The 19,723-nt window shown below is 71.9% G+C and carries 10 protein-coding genes; 3 read left to right on the top strand and 7 right to left on the bottom strand.

Going from position 1 to position 19,723, the window contains the following annotated elements:
* Positions 1–740: 740 nt before the first annotated feature.
* The gene (locus tag ACFYR0_RS28515; protein ID WP_389334069.1) at positions 741–929 is read left to right on the top strand and encodes a hypothetical protein; all 189 of its coding nucleotides are present in this window, start codon (positions 741–743) and stop codon (positions 927–929) included.
* Between the two features lie 31 nt (positions 930–960).
* Here ACFYR0_RS28515 and ACFYR0_RS28510 read toward each other — a convergent pair whose 3' ends face one another.
* The 3 genes from ACFYR0_RS28510 to ACFYR0_RS28500 all read right to left on the bottom strand — a co-directional run bounded on the left by ACFYR0_RS28510 (position 961) and on the right by ACFYR0_RS28500 (position 2,090).
* A complete protein-coding gene (locus tag ACFYR0_RS28510; RefSeq protein ID WP_389334067.1) occupies positions 961–1,317 on the bottom strand; it encodes a hypothetical protein in 357 nt (118 codons plus the stop codon).
* Positions 1,318–1,443: 126 nt separating this feature from the next.
* Positions 1,444–1,719 (bottom strand): hypothetical protein, encoded by a 276-nt coding sequence (locus tag ACFYR0_RS28505; protein WP_389334064.1) that lies wholly within the window; start codon positions 1,717–1,719, stop codon positions 1,444–1,446.
* Entirely contained in the window at positions 1,716–2,090 is a 375-nt protein-coding gene (locus tag ACFYR0_RS28500) for a hypothetical protein (RefSeq protein WP_389334061.1), read from the bottom strand. Before ACFYR0_RS28500 ends, ACFYR0_RS28505 begins: the two co-directional genes overlap by 4 nt.
* An 88-nt stretch (positions 2,091–2,178) precedes the next feature.
* Between ACFYR0_RS28500 and ACFYR0_RS28495 the strand changes: the two genes are divergently transcribed.
* Positions 2,179–3,024, top strand: coding sequence for a hypothetical protein (locus tag ACFYR0_RS28495; RefSeq protein ID WP_389334058.1), 846 nt, complete (start codon positions 2,179–2,181; stop codon positions 3,022–3,024).
* A gap of 107 nt (positions 3,025–3,131) precedes the next feature.
* Complete coding sequence (locus ACFYR0_RS28490; RefSeq protein WP_389334055.1) at positions 3,132–8,726, top strand: NACHT domain-containing protein; 5,595 nt, start codon at positions 3,132–3,134, stop codon at positions 8,724–8,726.
* 353 nt (positions 8,727–9,079) lie between these two features.
* Here the strand turns inward: ACFYR0_RS28490 and ACFYR0_RS28485 are convergent, their stop codons facing one another.
* Genes ACFYR0_RS28485 through ACFYR0_RS28470 form a run of 4 tightly spaced genes read right to left on the bottom strand, consistent with a single transcriptional unit; the run spans position 9,080 to position 18,868 of the window.
* A complete protein-coding gene (locus tag ACFYR0_RS28485; protein WP_389334052.1) occupies positions 9,080–14,137 on the bottom strand; it encodes an SAV_2336 N-terminal domain-related protein in 5,058 nt (1,685 codons plus the stop codon).
* Complete coding sequence (locus ACFYR0_RS28480; protein WP_389334049.1) at positions 14,134–15,354, bottom strand: hypothetical protein; 1,221 nt, start codon at positions 15,352–15,354, stop codon at positions 14,134–14,136. The genes ACFYR0_RS28485 and ACFYR0_RS28480 overlap by 4 nt, the downstream gene beginning before the upstream one ends.
* Positions 15,351–17,384 (bottom strand): hypothetical protein, encoded by a 2,034-nt coding sequence (locus tag ACFYR0_RS28475; RefSeq protein WP_389334046.1) that lies wholly within the window; start codon positions 17,382–17,384, stop codon positions 15,351–15,353. The genes ACFYR0_RS28480 and ACFYR0_RS28475 overlap by 4 nt, the downstream gene beginning before the upstream one ends.
* Entirely contained in the window at positions 17,384–18,868 is a 1,485-nt protein-coding gene (locus ACFYR0_RS28470; RefSeq protein ID WP_389334043.1) for an alpha/beta fold hydrolase, read from the bottom strand. The genes ACFYR0_RS28475 and ACFYR0_RS28470 overlap by 1 nt, the downstream gene beginning before the upstream one ends.
* Between the last annotated feature and the right edge of the window lie 855 nt (positions 18,869–19,723).

Genomic DNA, 19,723 nt, shown 5'->3' with positions numbered 1-19,723 from the left:
CTCCATTATGCCCATTGCCCCCATCTCTAACTCAGAGAACCACAAACAAGTGCTAACACACTGAACATCTTCGAGTTGACCATCGATCATGTGACGGCCAGTGAAGCACAACGAGCGAGGCCTCTGGGCTGCCGATCGAGATGTTTGACGTTTCAACCGCATTGCTCGGGCGCCTCGTTGGCCATCCATCCTGTCGCACTCGACGTGCCGCATACCCTCGTGAAGTGGGTCCCGAGCTGATCGTCACCCGTGAGGGCGCACTGCGTCCATCATCTGCCCGTGGCGGTAGCCCTCTGGCCAGCCGCCGCGCCCCTCCCGCCAGCCGGGACCGGCATCGCGTCCCGCACGACCGTCCATTCCGCATCGCTCATGTCGGACGGATACTTCGGACATCTGTGCGGCCTGTCTACGGCGTTCCCGAACCGGTGAGCGAGACAATCACACATCAGCAGGTAGCCGTGCCTGCGGACTCCGTCGGTACTTGGGCGTCTCGCGGCTGGACCGCACGTGCGAGGAGCTTGGCCTGCACCGAGAGGTCTCCGGCGTTCCAGAGGGTCCATCCCCCGGGTTCGGGCAGCCAGGCCCGGCAGCCAGGCCCGCTGATCACGTCGACGTACTGGGAGACGGGTCCATCCCCGCGGATGCCGGGAGCAGTTGAGCGGGTGGGAATGCAGGGCCACCACCGTGGATCCATCCTCGCGGGTGCGGGAGCAGTGCTGCCACGGACGCGGACAGCGCGCGTGCCCGGCAAGGACGCCCCCAAAACCGCCTTCCTCGCCCATGCGGGCACCAGCCACGACCACGCCCTGCTGACGGCACTGCGCAGCATGCCAACTCGCTCTGATGGTTGCCAGGCGGTGCGCCACGACGCTGAAACCATCACCTGCGGCGTCGCCGGTCCACGGCACCGCGGCCTCACGCGTCGGTGAACCGTGCAGGCAGCGGATGGGGACAGCCCCTTTACGAGCAGTGGGTGCGCGCCTGCTCGATGCCCGGTTCGGCACGGCGGAGGTCGAAGGTGGTGGAGAAGGTCTGCCGGGCGGTGGCAAGGGCGTCGGCGAGCGGCTGGTACTTCTTGTCCTCCAGCGCCGCCACCCGGGCCAGCTCTGCCGTCGCACCCAGCCGGCCGACCGCAACGTCCCAGGAACGGTCCGACGACTTGTCGGCCGGCGGGTCGGGCATCGGGTCGGGCAGCATCCGCACCAGGGTGCACGCCAGCTCACCGTCACTGCCGCCCTGCCGGTCATCGGACCCGCCCGAGCCGCAGGCGGCAAGGACCAACAGCCCCGCGACCAGTGGAACAAGACGTCTCGTCATGCGCCGTCACCCTCCCCCGTCGGTACGTGCACCGGTCACCCTAAGATCGCGCCCCGACCCCCGGCAAGGCTGCCCCGGTACGGCCTGCGACCGCGAGCGCCGCCTTGGGCGCCCGCTGTACGGGGCTCAGCTGCAGGAACCACCCCGTTCGGCCTGACGCAGCCACTCCACGAATGCCGCACGATCGCAACAGGGTTCGACCGAATCACCGTGGTCGATGCCAATGACGTCGTCGGGCGGCCGAGCCCGCACTACACGGCCCCACGCATCGGCCGCTTCCACCAGCAGCGCCGCCCACGTTGCGGCGGGCCGGCACTGGACCAGGCAGGACCCGACGACCTCGCCGGTCTCCAGGTCGGCCAAATCCCGGCCGCGTGCGCGGACGCGCAGCCGCGCGATCACCGCGCTTCGCTGTCTTCCCGGGCGAGCTGCCGGTGCATGTCGAGAGGGCGGAACTGGTAGACCACTCCCACCTGACGCAGCACTCCGCGATGTTCGTGAGCGTCTGCGAGGAAGGCCATCGGATTTCTCGGGACTTCGCCCCGTGAGGCGAGATAGCTCCTGGCGAGGGAGAACCTTTCCCAGGCGGTCCCCACCAGCCCCACCGTGAGCGCGGCCGCGACACCGAGAAGGACGCCGGGCGCCGGCCCGATGATGACGGTGAGGACGAGCGTGCACGATGGCCGTTTACGGCCGCTGACGAAGTGGGAGCCGCGGCGAGCGCTTGGCCGACCAGTGGTGCCGCCGACGCGGGGTGACGGATCGTCACTCATCCCTCTACCGATCTCGCCGGAATTGCCGGACAGAGGGCCGCTCGGTGCTTTACTTGACGCTGTCCGCGAGACCGGGGAGGAGTCCGTGGTGGCTGCGGTGGTACTGGTGCACGGCATCGGCCAGCAGGTGTTGGGGGAACGGACGCTGCTCACACAGTGGACCCCGGCGCTGCTCGACGGGCTGACCAGGGCGGGGTGCGCGACCATACCGGACACCGCGATGGCGTTCTACGGTGACCTGTTCCGGCCTCCGGCCACGTCGCTGGCGGTGGGTGAACCGATGTACACCGCAGAGGATGTGACGGCCGCTCAGGAACTCGGCCTGCTCACCGCATGGTGGGCGCACGCGGCAGAGGTCGACGAGGGTGTGGCGCCGCCCAACGGCAGCACCCTCGTCCGTACGTCCGAACGCGCGCAGCGCGCGCTGCTGCAGCTCTCCAACAGCCGTTTCTTCGCCAAGCGGAGTGAACGGATGATGATCGGCGATCTCAAGCAGGTCACCACCTACCTGTCCGACCCGGATGTCCGGGCCGTGGCCCGGGCTCGGGTGGCGGCGCTGATCGGCCCGGACACCCGGGTCGTCGTGGGCCATTCGCTGGGGTCCGTGGTCGCCTACGAGGCGCTGTGCGCGACTCCCGGGCACAGGGTGCGCGCCCTGGTCACCCTGGGATCGCCGCTGGGCATCCCGAACCACATCTTCCACCGCCTCGACCCCGCTCCCGACGGAGCGCTGGGCGTGTGGCCCGGCGGCGACTTGTTGACATGGACCAACATCGCCGACTCCGGTGACGTGGTGGCGCTGGTCAAGGATCTGCGCCCCTGCTTCGGCGACCGCGTACGCAACGCGCTGGTGCACAACGGATCCGAAGCCCACTCCGTCATCCCCTACCTGACCGAGCAGCGGACGGGCGCGGCGATCGCGGCGGCGCTGTGACGAGCGAGGAGCCGGGGCGCCGGTTCCTCTTCGCCGCCGTGACTCCCTGGTACCCGAGGCGACCCGACTGGAACCGGCCGGCGTTGGTCGGCGCGTGCACGCAGGTCGTGGACGTGCTCACACAGCGGTTCGGCTACGTCCTGGCCGACGACCCCACGACGGGCCCCACCGCATCCGAACTGACGACCCGTCTGCGCGCCTTCTGCCGCCGTGACGACCTGACGAGCGAGGACATGCTGGTCGTCTACATCGGCACCCACGGCGAGGTACTCAAGAGCGGCGAACACGTCCTGCTCACCAGCGACACCGACCCTGATGACGTCGACGACGCCCTGACCACCGGTGACCTGACCAAGAAGGTCATCCAGGGCACTAACATCCGTCGCGTCCTGCTGATGGTCGACACCTGCTACTCCGAGCGGGGCGGAAGCGATCTGGTGGCTCAGGCCGTTGTACGGACCGCGACAGCCTGGGCCAAGGACCTGGGTTCGGCCTTCGGAGTCATCACCTCGGCGAAACCCACCCAGGAAGCCGCGGCCGGCGCCTTTCCCGCGCTTTTACGGGCTGCGTTCGACGACCTCGACGCCAGCGGCTACACGGGTCCCGCCTACCAGCCCGACGCGGTCGTCGACGCGATGAACCGCAGCCCTCTGCGCCCCGGCCACCAGGTCATCAGCACCAACTGGGTGGGCCTCACCGGTGTAATCCCGTCCTTCTTCCCCACACTCGACCGGCGGCCCGTCGTGCCCGCCGTTGACGTCCTGCAGCCTGCTGTCTTCCGTACCGTCGCGGAAGGGTATCTGCGCTGGGCGGCCAATGCCTGGCGCTACATCGATCTCGGCGACCTGGGCGCGGAGGCCGGCGAACAGGATGCGCGGCGGGTGCGCAGGTTACCTCTGCGCACCATGTACATCTCGCTGCAGGCCGACCCCCGCACCACCGAGGATCGGGCGCGCAGCGAGGAGTTGCGCCTCCGGGATGCCTCCGAGCTCCTGTTCAGGGGCTCCTGGGGCGAACGGCACCGTCAGATCCTGCAGCAGGGCTCGCGGCGGGCAGCGGGGGCGGCCTCGGCCGACCCCGACCCCGTGACCCTGGAGGACGCATTCGAACGGGACCGGGTGGTGGTCGTGCTCGGTGACCCCGGCGCCGGCAAGACCGTGCTGTGCCAGTGGCTGGGTTCGGAGCTGGCCCTGGAAGGCCGGGACGTCCTGCTGGGCCGGACGGACGGAGTGCTCCGTATCCCGCTGCGCTTCCGTGTGGCCGACTACGCCACGCACAACGCGAGCCGGTTCGCCGCGGGCGAGGACCCCGAGGACCTGCCCGCCTTCCTCGCCGCGTCGTTGCCGAAGGAGGCGCTCGACGCCATCGCGTACGAGCCCGCGACACTCCGCGCCATGTTCGCCACCGCGCTGGCCGACGGCAGCGCGGTGCTGCTCGTCGACGGCCTCGACGAACTCGTGCGCTATCGCGAAGAAGTCGTCCGAGCGATAGACGTCATGGTGCGGGAACACGTGCTCGCCGCGGACGGTCCCGCCAAAGTGCTGATCACCAGTCGGGTGGCAGGGTACGACGAGGTGCATCTGACCGTCGACGGCACAGCCCACTACCTGATCCGGCCGCTGACAGATGCCCAGGTGGACACGTTCGTGACCCAGTTCTTCACCGAGATCGGGGCGGTGAACGAGATCGCCCCGTTCACCGCCCGGCTACGTTCGGGCAGTCCCGCGGTGCGCAGGCTGGCCCGTACTCCGCTGCTGCTGACCTCAATGTGCTCGTACTGGCATCGCCACAGCGAGCTGCCCGCCACCCGGGCGGGCCTGTACCGGCAGCTGCTGCTCGACTCCGCCTACCGCTGGCGACGCTTCCCCGGTGCCATCGATCCCGAACTGGACGGTGTGCTGGCCGACGAGGACGACTTCCTGTCGATGCTCTCGCACGTCGCCCTGTGGATGCAGGACAACGGGGACAGCCGCATCCGCGACGACAAACTGGTGGAACTCCTCGACGTAGCGGTGTTCGGGGACTCCCGGCTCACCGGGGACAGTACCGGCGCTGTCGCCCTGAGGCTCGTCGACCGTATCCGGGAAAAGGTCGGGGTGCTCGCCGAGTTCTCCCCCCGCGAGTTCGGCTTCTCCCACCCGACCTTCCGCGAGTACCTGGTCGGTCTGTCCCTGCTCGACGGCGAGATCCCGTTGCCGGAGCGCATCGCCGAGGTGATCGACGACCCCGGCTGGCGGGAGCCCATCCTGCTCGTGCTGGGCGAAAGCACGCCCGAACTACGCAGCGCGGTGATGCTGCGGGCTGCCGACGCGGACGATCCGGAGCCGTGGATTCGCATCTTCCTGGCCTCGCAACTGGAGGCACCACCGGGCGGGCAGTACCTGCGTGAGGTCTCCGAACTCCTCAAACTGGTCGCACAGACGTACGAGATCCTGCGGGAGTCCGGGGCACCCTTCGACCGGCTGGACGACGCCGTGGCCGAGGTCCGGGCCCATGTGGGTTCCCCGGGCTTCGACGGGGTGGCGATGGGCACCGTCGACCAGTCGGACGCAGCGGCACTGGGTCCGCTCGCCGCCCTCTACGTGCGCCGGGAATGGCTCAACAACTTCGTGGTGGCGTGTCTGCTGCGGCACGGGGAAGAGGACCCGCCGGAATGGGGCTGGCCGGTGCAGCGGGCACTTCGCCGCGCCGCGGGACCCACACCGAGACGGACGGTCTCCGTCCTCGGCGAGTTGTACGTACCGGACGACGACGGGACCGACTTGTCACGGCAGGCCCGCAGAACCGTGGAACTCGGCAGGGCCGCGTGGGAACGCGAGCGCAGGCGGATCGACGAGGCCGCAGTCGACCCGCTGATGATGCCCCTCCGCCAGCTGCTCACGGAGCACCCCGAACTGTGGGAGCGCTGCCGGACCGACCCCGCGGTGATACGAACACTGGTCACCCTTTTCGGCGGACTCGACCACCGGGACGTACTGCGGTGGACACGCGAGTACAACGACTTCGGAAGGCTCCTGAGCAAGAAGAACGAAGCGCGGGCCGCGGAGATCGAACGGCGCGCGTCCGAACTCGTACCGCGCTTCAGAGCCGACGACATCGTGTACAGCATGGCCGTGTATCTGGACACTGCGGGCAAACCCGCTCCCAGTGAGGTCATCCTCGAACCGGTGTGGATGACCCGGTCGGCCGGCCCGGCCGTCACCGCGGCGGTCCAGGACTGGCTGTTCACCACTCCAGGGGAGGCCGATCCGCTGCGGGTGGCGCTGCGGGCGGTCGCGACCGACGGCCCCACGGCCGCCGACCGGGCCGAGGCGGAGCTCGGGCTCCTCGCGCTCGACGGCGCCCCGACCAGCACACTCGATGGCAGTGCCGCGATCACGCGTGCGCTCACCCGGGCGGTGGAGTCCGTGGCGGACGCGGTCATCCGGGCGTGTCTGGTCCTGCATGACCGGGTGTGGTCGGCCGACAACGGCCTCGACGACCTCACCCGCGCGGCAGCACACCTCGCCCTGCTGCGGCTGCTGCACGCAGTGGGTGCCTGGCCGCACGTTCTGACACTGCCCGCACGGCGCCCCGGCCACCCGCTGCAGCACGCCACCGCCGTGGCCGAGTTCCTCACCGGCCGGTGGCAGGAGGAGGAGCCGCTCCCTCTCGCAGCCGGGGACGCCGCGCCGATCCTGGCGTGGCTGGCGGTGCTGCCCGGCCCCTACCAGCGACCGGGCATCTCGCGGAAGTCCGTGCTCTCCCGGCTGCGCGTGGTGGATCCGGCGCAGCAGCACCCGTTGACGGCGGCACTGCAGGCACTGCCCGCCGGTGCCCTCACCGACGGCTATGCCGACGGCTTCATCGAGGAAGCCCTGCGGCTGTCCCGCACGCCACTGGGCCCGCTCCTCGACGCCTTTGGCGACACCCTGCCCATGGAGGCGCGCGTCGCCCTCGAAACCGGTGCTCTGCTGCTGGACGAACTGAGCCGCGTCGACCCGGTGGCCCTGCCAGGCGCACCGTACCCACCGGCGCAGATCCGTTCCCTCACCCTGCTCGACGCGGAAGGCGCCAGGGAACTGCTGCGCGCAGAACCGGGCGCCGCACTCCAAGCCTTGGCCCAGGTCAACCGGATCACCGACGACGCCGCCGAGTTCCTGGCGGCGGTTCCGACACAGACCTCCCCTGGCGCAGGGGACCCGGAGGGCGCGGGGGACCTGGGCCCCGTCGGCGACGCGGGCTGGGTCTCCTACGCGCGCGACGTCCTGCGGCTGCACGAACTGCAGAACCGGCCGTGGAACGAGCACACGGGCGCCGCCCTGGTCGATCTCGTGTGCACCGCGAGCGCCGCCATAGCCGCGAGCGCGCATCTCGCCCTGCTCGGCCCGCTCCGCGGTGTGGATCGTGACCATCGCGAACACCGGGTCTCCGCACGCGGCGTGGACGCATGGTGGGGGATGGCCGCAGCGCTGCGCGTCGAGACCAGGCCGCTCGGGCGCCGCCTTCTCAGCGACGCCCTTACGCAGTGGGACATCGACGATCCGGATGCCGTCCGGGAGGCACTGCGCCGCGCGGCGGAGGAGCCGCACGGGCACGAGACCTGGCTCCTGGTGCTCTCCCGCGCGCCGATCTGGCGCGAGAACGCCCAGCTGGTGCTGGCACAGTGGGCGGTCGAGGTCGACGACCCGGAGACCGCGCTGGCCGCACATCTCGCCACGGCCCTGCAACTCGGTGCCGGCCACGAGATCGTGGCGGAGCTGCTGACCGCCGTGGCGGACACCGCCGAACGGGTCGGAGCGTGTGCGAAGTACCTGCCGGGGGCGGTTGGCGACGCCTGGGGGATCCGGCTGACCACCCATGTGGCGGAGGCGTGCACGGCGGCGCTGGCTGCGGGGCTGACCGGGCGACCCGCCGCGGAGGATGCGATCCGCCGGATGGAGGCCGCGGCGCTTCCGGTCGGTCGCACAGCCCGCGAACTGACCGACTACGGGGCGATGGCCTACACGCCGATCGGAGCACGACCGGACCATGCGGCGCCGTATGCCCCCGACGATGTCGACGTCGATGCCATGACCGGCCTACTGCTGGCGTGGCTGCCGTCGTTGAGGTCCCGCTGGGACGACGTACCGCTGATCGAGGTCCCGACCGTCAACGCCGTGCTCAACCTCCTCGTGGAGATGACCTCGCGCGACCCGTTGCCGTTTCTCGTCCGTGCGGAGCCGACCCTCGTGCAGCCGCTGCTCAGCTCGCATGTGCTCGACGGAAACGACCTGGCCGCGATGGCCTCGGTGTCACTGCTGGCGGCCCTGCGGCACGTCGACCTGGAACCCGCCGAGGGCCCAGGGCTCATCGACGTGGTGGAGACGGCACTGCTGCGCGGCCCGCTCGTCGGCAAGGCGGTACTGGACTGCGTACGGTCACTGCAGCACGTGCGCGGCGGCTCGGCGGCCGGGACGCTGCTTGACCGGATCGCGGCCACCCGCAACGAGTCGGTCGCCCAGGCCCTCGCCGCACTCGCCGTCGCCTACACCCAGTCCCCCGCCTGTCCTTCCGCCGACCAACGGAGGATCCGCTCAGCGCTCACTGACTCCCTGACGAAGCACGGCTGGTGTCCCGCCGTGCGCCTGGAAGGCACCGGCGCACCGGAAGACCCCGTCGAGCCGGTGGTCGGCCCGGACCGCCGGACCGAGGTACGGCGACTGCTGAGCAGCGGAGACTGACCGGGCTGCAACCATCCGCGTCCTGGCCACCACCCCAGCCTCGGCGGGGAAGGCCCCACCATGCCCTCACCTCCGCCCGGCAGACCGTCACCACAGGCCTCGAAACCGCCCCACAAGCCCGACTCCCAGCCAGTGACATGCAGTCGCCGGAACAAGTCCCACGTGCACGCTGGTGCTGCTCCTGGACTCAGGCGTGGCCCGCCTGGCGCAGCATCTGCACCACCGCCGCGTCGCCCGCGACGGACTGAAGGGCCGGCAGCCGGCCCGTCGCCACTCCCCACCCGCATGCCGTGCGGCATTGCGGGACGCGGGCCGCGCCTCAGTGGTCCCCTTGATCGCCCGCAGGTGCCGGATCAATGGCTCAGGGTGTCGAAACCCCGTAGGAAGAGGAACGGCTCCAGGACATTCACGGGGTGGGGTGCCGCCAGGAAGCGGGCCTTGTCGTCGACGCGGGTGATCAGGGACCAGTTGTGAAGGTCGAATCCCCGGTCCGGATCCACCAAGAACCCGACGGCGGAGCAGGCGAAGTAGCCCACGCGCTCCGGCTCGAAATACCGTCCGACGAGGTCCCGGATCTCGGGCAGACCGCTCCGCGGGAGGGCGCGACAGAGGCCGTCGTAGAGCTGCCGGGCGTCGACGACCTCGGGCTGCCCCGTACGCGGGTTGACCCTGACATTTCCCTGTTCACAGGCTAGTTGGAAGATGCGGTCGTCGTCGAACTTGGTGATGCACACGGCGATGCTGTACGGCAGGTGGTTGCCCTGGCGGTCCCCTCGGATGTGGACCGCGGTGGCCACCCGGCGCAGAACCCCGCTGAAGAAGTCGGCCTGCTCCTTGGCGATGTCCTGAGCCAGGGGGCCGCCGCCGCTGTCGGCCAGCCACTCGCGGACCGGGTCGACGACGTAGATCATGGCCCGGGAGTCGCTCAGATCCCTGATCAGTTCGTCTCCGTACGTCTTACCGGGGTCCGAGCGCAGGTCGAACGCCTCTCCGGGCATGTCGCGCACGCTGATCTGGAACTCGGTCAGATCCTGGGCTCGGTCGATCTTCCGCCGAAGGAACCTGGGCCTGGCCCGCGAGAAGGGGGTACCGCTGAGATCCCCGGTCAGCCGGAAGCGGAGCGGACCCTTCGGTCTGACGGTCGCTTCGGGGAACGTACGGTTCTGGTGAAAGGTGTCCGTCAACCTGCCGAGCACGGCATCGGACGCCTCGTCCTCGGGGGACAGGGACCACATGCCGTACCGGGGATCCTGAACGGCCCGGGGCAGAGCGGCCAGCAGGCTTGTCTTCCCGCTGCCCCTGGCGCCCCAGACTGTGATCACCGACTCGGGCGGGACCTGACCCGTCGGCCGCTGAGAGGCCTCAGGGCCGTCCGTCTGCGCGGCAGGTGACGCCTGTCCGTCAGGCACTGGTCGCCGGCCGGCAGCGTCAGACGTCTCGCGTTCTTCGGCGTCCTCCGCGAAGTAGCGCGAGCGGTGCGGGGGGCGGGCGGCCGACGTGGCGGAGTCGGGTGCTGTGTCCGGGGGCGTGACGGGTACTGCTGGACGTGTGCGGGGCGAACCCGACCGCGGGTCGTCCCGTTCCGCGAGGCCGGGCCTGCCCGGGTCGGCGGCATCCGGAGAGGCCGCGTTCTCTCCCACCGGCCGCGACGGCTGCCGCAACGCCGTGAGCGTCTCTCTCGCCCGGATCGTCCGGGGAGCGTCGCCCCCGAACAGCCGTGTGCTGTCGGCCAGTACACGCATACCGAGTTCGGCGGCCTCGGCTCCTCGGCCCGCCGCGTGCAGGGCGAGCACGAGGTTCAGCCGCGTGTCCACGGTGAACGGATGCTCGTCGCCGAGCAGCCGGACGGCGTCCGTGAGCACTTCCTCGGCGACGGCCAGTGCCTCATCGACGCGGCCCGCCGTCCGGTACGTCTCGCCGAGTTCGCGGCGCGCGGTGAGGGTCGCGATGTGATCGGGGCCGAAGTTCCGGTGGCTGCTGCCGACGGCGATCGCGCCGATGTCCGCGGCCTGGACACTGTGGCCCGCCGAACGGTGGCTGATCGCGAGGTTGGTCACTTGCGAGATGTTGTCCGGGTGGTCGGGGCCGAGCACCCGGTGGCCGGTCGCGAGGGATTCCTCTCCGACGGCCACGGCCTCCTCGTATCGCCCGACGGCACGGTAGGCGTCGGCGAGGCCGCGTCGTGCGGCGAGTGTGTCGGGGTGATCGCGGCCGAGTACCCGCTCGCTGTCCGAGGCGACCTCCTCGATGACGGCGAGGGCCTGGGCGTGGAAGCCGCTGTCTCCGTAGACCGCGGCGAGTTCGCGTCGGGCACGCAGCGACGCGGGGTGGTGGCGGCCGAAGACCCGGTCGCAGTGAGCCACGAGCTCGTCGCCGGACTCGACTGCCTCGGCGAGCCGCCCGCACAGACGCTGGGAGCGGACCAGATCGGCGCGCACCTCGGCCGTGACCCTGTCATCGGGGCCCAGGAACTCCGTCGCCTGCCGCCACAGTTCCGACCACCAGGGCACCGCGGCCGTGTAGAGGCCGGAGTCCAGCAGGCTGTGCCCCGCCATGAGGAGGACGTCGTGATGGCCGGACTCCCACAGGGTGGCGCTCTCGGCCTTCCTGAGGGCGTCCACGTTCGCGCGCAGCACGGCGACCAGTTCGGGATCCCGGCGTGCGGTGTCGTCGGACCACAGTTCAGCGAGAGAGGTGGCGGCGATGGCGGCCACCTCCGGCCCGTAGTCGGTGGTGCCGTCCTCCCGGATCATCTCCGCGGTGAGGGGGTGGAGCCGGACGGTGCGCACGCGGTCGGCCGGGAAATGGTCGAGCAGTGCGTACTGCTCCAGTACGCGCAGGCTGCCCTCGACAAGCGCCCGAACGCGTGCGGGCGGCTCGATGAAGTAGAGCTGCCTGGCGAGCGCCCTCGTCTCCCACAACGCGGCCGGATGCCCGGCGGGGTCCAGGACGGTGAACAGGCGTAGGAGGGCATGCCTTTGGGTGTCCTCCCGCTTCCCCTGCTCCCATACGGCGTCCAGGAGCATCTCCACGGTCCTCCTCACCACTGCGTGAGGAGACCGGTCCGCCGAAAGAGCGTCGGTGGTGATGTGGCGGCGGTCGAACTCCTCCAGATACCGGGCGTACGAGACGTTCCGGTTCGTCATGTAGGCCGCGGCCTGGGCCAGCGCCAGCGGCAGGAACCCCAGACGGGAGGCGAGTCCGGCGGCCTCCTGTCGGCTCGTCCGGTCGTCGGCCCGCGGTTGCAGCGCGGTCCGCAGATACCGGATCGCCTCCCGGGAGTCGAAGGGGCCGATCTCCACGAAGGAGGCGCGCTCCTCGGCATCGCGGTTCAGGGGCGTGGAGGTGCCCCTGGTGCGGCTGGTGGCCAGGACGCGGCCCCTGCCCTCCAGGGCGGGTCGGGGCCACCACTCCTCCAGGGCGGAGAGACCCAGGATGTCGTCGAGGACGACCAGCCATCGGTCGTCCGTGGTAGCGAGCCAGTCCAGGAAGGCGCGGGCGTCGGCGTGGGTGCTGGCGGGCTCGCCGGGCAGGACGCCGCCGATCCGTGCCGCGTGCGCGTAGGCGGAGATGACGGCCTGGGTGTCGGTGGCGTTCACCCAGAGGACCAGGTCGGCTCCCTCGGCCACGGCCTCGCGGGCGTAGGCGGCCACGAGCTGGGTCTTGCCGACGCCGGGGGGTCCGTACAGGATCTGCGAGCGGACGGCCGTGGCGAGGGTCACCGGCCGGTCGATGTCGGCGCGGGTGCGGGGGCGTGCCTGGAAGTGCGCGGCGGAGGCGGGGACGGTCCCCACGACGACCGGGCCTCGCCGGGGGGCGCCGCTCGTGCGGTCGTCGGCCCGCGGGCCGCGGCCGGTGTCTTCGGCGCGGCTCCCACGGGAGTCCGGCTCCCCGCCCGCCCGTGCGGCGTCGCCGTCGTTCTCTCGGGCGACGGACGAGGTGAAGCGCCGGGCGAGCCTGTCGCGCAGTTTCGCGAAGGGCAGGTCGTCGGCGTCGAGGAGCGCCGCGCCGTGGGGGTCGGGGACGAGCGCGCGCAGGGGTCCGGGGGCGTGGCCCCGCTTCTCCAGGTAGCGGGAGACGGCGTCGTAGGCGTCCCACTCGTCGAGTGCCGTCGTACCGCGCGCGAGGAGTTCGGCGACGCCTTCGTGGAAGCGGACGCGGCCGCTGCCCTGGCCTCCGGTCGGGCGCAGCAGGCCCGCCGCCAGGACCTCGGCCAGTTCCTCGGTCTTCGTCGTCCCGGTCAGGGCTTCCTGGAGGACGCGCATCAGGGGGATCGACAGGACGGGGGCGAGAGCGAGGGCGTGCGCGAGGCGTTCCGCGCCGTCGGAGGCCACGGCCCGGAACGCGTTGACCAGGGCCTGCGGGTCGCTGGTGTCGGCGCGGGACGGCGCGTGGTGGTCGTCGGGCGGGTCCACGGAGATCGCGTCGGTCCAGGCCACCGCGTCGACGACGGCGGCCACCCAGTGGTCCAGGGACTCGGGTGCCAGCGTCACGACGGGCAGGGGGGCGCCCCGCGGCGGGTCCGCCCACCAGGCGAGGCGGCTCTCGTAGTGCTGGTTGGGGTCCGCGGGCCGCCGTGCGCGCACGGCGAGATACGGATCGCCGATGGCGGTCCCGGCCCAGTAGTGGGCGGGCAGCAGTTGGACAATCGCGGTGGGCATACGACGGCACCAGGTCGCTAGTGCCTTCCACTGCGGCGGGTGGTACCAGGGCTCCGTGGCGGCGTCCGTGGCGACGAGGACCACACGGCGACCGGAGGGGTCGACGATGGAGCGGGGCGGGTGGAGCACGCCGTGGGCGTCCCGCAGCCGGGGACCCTTTCCGGTGGCGACGAGGCGGCAGCGGCTCACCCGGCGGAAGGCACCCGACTGCGCGAGGAGCCGGGCGAACGCGTCGAGGGTGTCGTCCCAGATGCGGGTGCTGAGGCTGTCGTCGGCGACCAGGACGACGTCGAGGGCGTGTTCCTGTACGGGGGCGTGGACGAGGACGAGGCGGCCGTCCGCCTCCGCGGTGGCCTCGACGGTCGCCTCGATGTCGATGCCGAGGCAGGTGCCGGGTGTGCGGACCCGGCGGAACCGGCGCAGCGCGCGCGGCACGGCCAGGGGGTCGCTGATCGGTGAGGGCGCGTCGAGGCTGACACGTGCCGCCGGGGCGGTGGCCCTGGTCTCGGTGTGTTCGGCGGGCAGGCGCAGTTCGGGGGCGGGGGCCGGTAGGGGGGCCGGTGCGATGGGTGGCGCGGGCGGGACGGCGGGGCCTCCGGCCGACGCGGGGGCGTCGGGAGGCCGCGCGGTGTCCGGCTCCGGCTCCTCGGGGGGCAGGGGGCGGCGCGCGCACAGCAGGAGGACGTCGAGGACCTCGTCGGCCGTCAGGCCCGTGCCCGTCGTGAGAGCCGCCACCAGCCTGTCGGTCATGCGTCGCCCAGGTCCCGGAGGATGGTCTTCTTGAGTTCGTCCCGTGCGGAGGGGTCGGCCGCCGAGACCAGGTAGACGAACTCCAGGAGCTGGTTCACGGCGAGTTGGTCACCGCCCTCGACGCGGCGGGCGAACTCGGCGATGGTCTCGCTCTCGGCGGTGGCGGGGTCGCCGTCGGTCAGGTGGGCGGCCACGATACGGCTGAGCGCCGGCTCGGTGACCGCGGGCATCTCGAAGCGCACGCACCGGCGGAGGAAGGGCGCGGGGAAGGTGCGTTCGCGGTTGCTGGTGAGGACGATGACCGGGAAGTGCTCCAGCGGGAGCCGTACGGTGCCGTCCTCGGGGATGGTGTACGTGTCCTGGTCGGAGCCGCGCACCCGGTATGGGCCGTCGGCGGCTCTGGCCAGCACGGGGACGGTGAAGTGTCCGTTCTCCATGACGTCGAGCAGGTCGCCGGGCAGGTCGAGGTCGCTCTTGTCGATCTCGTCGATGAGGAGGGCTCGGGGCCGGGAGGAGGCCAGCGCGGTGCCGAGGGGTCCGAGTGTGACGAAGCGGGCCACGTCGGCGGCGCTCGTGTCGTTCTGTTCCGGCCGCGCGGGGGCGGAACTGGGGGCGACCGGTGTCTTGTCGGATCCGGCCGGTGTCTTGTCAGGGACGGCCGGCGTCCTGCCGGACACGGCTGATGTCTTTCCGGATGCGGCTGGAGCCTTACCGGGTGCGGCCGACGTCTGTGCGGCCGACTCCTTGCCGGGTGCGGTCGGCGTTTTGGCGGGTACGGCCGACGTCCCGCCGGGTGAGGTCGCGGCCTGTGGGTCCGGTGCCGCCCCGGGTGCGGTCGGCGCGGCTGCGGTCGGCGCGGCCTGCCGGGCCTGGACCGCGTGGAGTCGGCCCAGCGCGTCGTACTGGTACAGGGCGTCCGTCAGCGTGCTCTTGGAGGTGATGTGCCAGCGCAGCAGCGTGCCCAGTTCGAGTTCGTGGGCGAGGAGGCGGGCCAGGGTCGACTTGCCGGAGCCGGGTGCGCCGGTCAGCAGCAGCGGGCGGCGCAGGTGCAGGGCCGCGTTCACGGCGACGGTCAGGCCGTCGGGAAGGTCGAAGACGGGCGGCTCGGTGGGGCTCTGGGTGCGCCACCGCGGCGGATCGGGGATGCGGCGCCACGCCTCCTCGTCCTCGCGGGCTCGATGGGGCTTGCCGTCTCCGACGAACAGGTCCCAGCTCATCGGCCACCTCCTTGACGCAGGGTGCCGGCGCGTCGGGGGCGCGGCAGGGGGAATCCGTCACGGCCCTGCGGATCGTTCCAGATGACGGCCGCCCGCCGGCTGTCCAGGCGCTCCGTGAGGTGGCGCGGCAGGCTGGTGCGCCGCTCCCCCTGGCTCCCCGCGCCGTCGCTCTGCACGCATGCCTCCTGCAAGGCCGTCTCCTCGTGATGGGTCGTGAACCAGACGATGAAACCGCACCCTTCGGTGAGGAGCGCGTCCAACGGGTCGCCGCCGCCGGAGGGCGGGCAGCCGATCAGGTAGGGGGACGGGCCGGGTCCGGCCGACGGGTCGTCGAGCCAGGCGGCCGTCGATCCGCGGTCGCGGGCGGCGGCTTCGGGGAGCACCGCCGCGGGGCCGTGCCAGTCCGCCTTCTTCAGACGGGTGTCGAGGCGGTCGCGGAGCCGGTCGTGGCGGAATCCCGACCAGCGCATCCGCGGCTGGAGGTCGCGGGTCATGGGGTCCCACACGCCGCCCGCCTCCACGACCTCCCAGTGCTGGATTCCGGCGTCGAGCCATTCGCGGGGCGCGACGACGTCGACGGTGACGCCCCGCCGGGGCAGGAACACGGACGTGGCCTGCCGCAGCGCGTCGCGCAGGCCCTCCTCGGAGGGTTCCGCACAGGGAAAGTTCCTGGTGCGGACGTTTCCCTGCGGGTCGACCAGGTCGACGACGACGCGCTCGGGCCAGGTCGGCCCGCCCACCGCGGCGGCCGTACCGGACGCCCGTACGGGGCCGGTGAGTTCCAGCAGGGCCCACGTTCTGCGCCGCACCTCGTCGTCGAGGTAGCGGTGGGCGTCCTCCCTGAGCAGTCCGGCGGCACCGGTGATCCAGCCGTCCAGCAGGGCGTACAGGCCGCTCGCGAGGTCGATGTCCTGTGGCTCGACGGCCTGGCCGGCGACGGCGAGGAGGAAGCGGGCGAGCGGGCCGACGTCGCGCCGGTCCTCCGTGCGGGACTCGGCGATGCCCGCGGAGGCGGCCAGCACGAGGAGTCCGTCGGCGGAGGCGGCGCCCCGGGGAGCCTGGCCGACGTGCTCGGCGTACAGGGGCCGTAACGCGGCCAGGCTCAGCTCCTCGCCGCCCACCGAGTCGAACACGGGGCGGGCGCGCAGCCCCGAGCACAGCGCGTCGAGGAGGTCACCGGCCGGGCTCGGCGCCGGCTGCTCGGCGCGGTGGCGCGACCGGGCGGCCTCCAGTCCGGCGGCGTTCCAGGCGGTCGGCACGACCCCCGCGGCGGCCAGGCGCGCCGCGTAGGCCTCCCGCAGCGAGGAGGACTCCACCCGGGCGCCGGGGGGCGGCAGTTCGTCCGCGTCGAAGGGGTCGGCGCCCGCGCTCTGGCGTCGGGCGATGTCCAGGGTCCGGATCTCCTTCGCCGACTCCAGTTCGGCCCAGGCCGTCTCGCGGGCCTGGGCGTAGCTGGCCGGTCCCAGGTCCTCGGTGGCGAGGGTGACGTCGACGGCGATCCAGCCGCGCGCGCGGAGTTCGGTCAGACCCAGTTCGTCGGCCGTGCCGGCGCCGTGGTCCAGGCTGCCGTCGGGCTCGGTGCAGGGCGTGTCGGACGCCTCCGGGGCGATCAGTACCACGGCGTGGCGGTTGTGGTCCGGTCTCAGCATGACGGCGAGGACGGGGCACAGGTGTGCCTCCAGTGCCGTTGCGCAGAAGATCAGGGCCAGGTCGAGGCAGTCGCCCCGGCCGCCCTCGAACACCTCCCGCGGCTGCCGGACCTTCTGCCGGTCGAAACCGGCCGCGTCGCTGGGGGGCCGGTCGTACTTGAGCCCGTGCGCGGCGAGCAGCGTGTAGAGCGCCTCGGTGGTGCTCTCCTGGCCTCGGCATGCCCCTTTGCCGTCGGCCGCGTCGGCTGCGCGCAGCGCCGCGGCGTCGGCGGGGACGAGGTCGGCGCGACCCCGGAAGGGGGTCGTCACGACCATGTACACCAGCCGGTCGATCGTGCTCAGTTCGTCCCCGACGAGCATCCACTGTTCGGCTCCGGCCATCAGGCCGCCTCGATGACTTCGGTGAGCAGGACGTCACCGTCGGGCGCGGTCAGCACGTCCAGCCGCTGGACGCCCTCGGCCGGACGGCCGGCGCGGATCGTGAAGGTGCCGTCGTCCTCGACCGGGAGTTCGGCGGGGTCCGCGTCGTCGAGGCGGTACCAGAGCGGGGAGCCCGCGTGCGCCGGGGCGCGTCCGGATATACAGAGCGGCTCGTCGGTGTCGTACCAGTCCTCGACGTCCAGGCACAGCGCGGAGTCGGCGCGGGGCGGGGCGGCGGACGCGGGTACGGCACCGGCGGCGGACGGGGCGTCGTCCGTCCCGGCGGCCGTGCTCTGCTTCACGAGGCGGCCCCGGTCGAGTATCTGGCCCTCCCGTACGAGACCCGCGATCTGGATGAGGAGGCTCTGGAGGGTGTCGCGGCCGGTCACCAGGCCGGCGTGCGTCTGGTTCAGCGGGGTGGAGGGCAGGCGCAGGGCCTCGCCGCTGCGCGGGGTGGCGGACACGAGGGGGACGGTGCCGTCACCGTCCCAGGCCGCGTGGGCGCTCGGCAGGAGGTGGCTGCCCCGCATGACGGTGAGCCGCGAGCCGGACAGCACCGCCTGTTGCGGCGTCGGGGCGCCGAACCCCAAGAACGGGCGGGTCACGGTGGGGCGTTCGCTCTGGTTGAGGCGGTCGAGGAAGGCCGCCGCCCGCGCCACGTGTTCGTCCGCGCCGGGTGGGAGCAGGTGCTGAACGGCCTCGATCCCGGCGAGCGGGGCGTCCGGTGCCGTGCCCAGGCGGATGAACGGGTACAGCGGCAGCAGTTCGTAGAGCGCGGGCAGCCTGCCGAACTCCTCGGCGAGGGAGGCGAAGCGCACCTTTGCCACCTTTGGGCCGTTGACCATGAAGTCGAGCGCCTTCACGGCTCCGCGGAACGGCGTGCCGAGCGTGATGAGGGCTCGCACGGTCCGGTGCTGGTCGTGGCGCTCCAGGTATTCGCGGGCGACCAGGCCGCCCATGCTGTGGGCGACGAGGACGACCTCGGCGCCGGGGTACCTGCGGCGCAACCGGGTGAGCCTGTCGCAGATGTGACGGTCGAGCAGCGCGGCGTTGTGGACGGCCGGGCGCCGCCAGTCATAAGGGAACTCGGTGAACGTCTGCCCTTCGGCCAGGTCGAAGCGGCGGAAGAGGGTCCGGCGCAGGTCGCGGTAGCCGCCGACCAGCCGGGTGAGGCCCGGCACCGGGAGCGCCATCAGCTTCGTGGCGCGTACGCCGTCGTCGTAGCCGGGGTCGAGCAACCGGTCCCCGGGGGCGGCGAGTTCGCGGAAGGAGCGAATCGGGCGGCGGGCGGCGGCCGGGTCGACGGCCCACAGGGGCGTACCGTCCACACGGTGCAGAGCGCTGCCGCCGATTCCCGGCACCAGGACGATCAGATGCCGGACGGGTGTCCTGCGCCCGCCCCTGGACGGCGCCGGCCCCTGTGGCAGTCCCCACCCCTTGTGCACGTACGGCCCTCCCCCGTTCGGGCATCCCCCTACCCGCCGACCCGCTCCCGTGAATGTGCTCTCGGGAACGTGTAGTGACGGAACGTCACTATAGAACGGGAGGGGGCTTCGCGGCTGCGGAAAGCCCGAAGCCTGGCCCCGTGGTTGCCCGATCACAGAGGCATCCCGGGGTTCGCGACCGCAGGGCTCCGAGCCGGGGTGGGTGACCTGGTACGCGACACCGCACGCCCTGGCGTAGGCGTCCTGACGGATGTGCGCGGCGGTACACCGGTCCTGCGGCCGCAGCAGGGCTGCGGCCTGGACGCGAATGGACCGCTCAGTGGGCGGCTGTCGAACTGGTCGCCCGGCGTGGCACGTGGGAACCCCGATGACCGGCCGTCATCGGATGCCGTCGGCCGACGGCAGGACCGCGGGCGCTGCGCTGCTCGGGGCGGTCACAGCGGGCCTCGTTCTCGTGGCGGCGCAGGGCTCGGCCGTCGTGCGTGCGGCTGTCGTGCCGGCCGGTGTGGAACTGCCGGACGACCGGGTGGCCGGGTGGCCCGGCCGCCCCCGCTCACTGCACGCACGAGTGGCGAGCCGGAATATCGGTGCCCTCGGCGTTTCGGCCACCACCCCGCAGAGCCGTGCCCCTGGCGGGAGAAGGGTCGGTGCACCGGGCATGCTCCGCCGGGCGCCGTGTGGCGGGGGTCGGGGTTCGTCCGAAACACAGGTGTTCGAAATCCGGGCGGGGTCGTTGAACCGCATGACCCAGCCCGCGATGAAGGGAGAGCCGCGTTGACTTCGGTCAAGACACACGGACAGCAGCGCGCCGCGACACCGCCGACAAGGACCGCATGGGGACCGGCGGGCCTGCCG

The organism is Streptomyces sp. NPDC005017 (assembly GCF_042873115.1).
In the GTDB taxonomy this organism is placed as follows: domain Bacteria; phylum Actinomycetota; class Actinomycetes; order Streptomycetales; family Streptomycetaceae; genus Streptomyces.
This window is presented reverse-complemented; position numbering and strand designations above follow the sequence as displayed.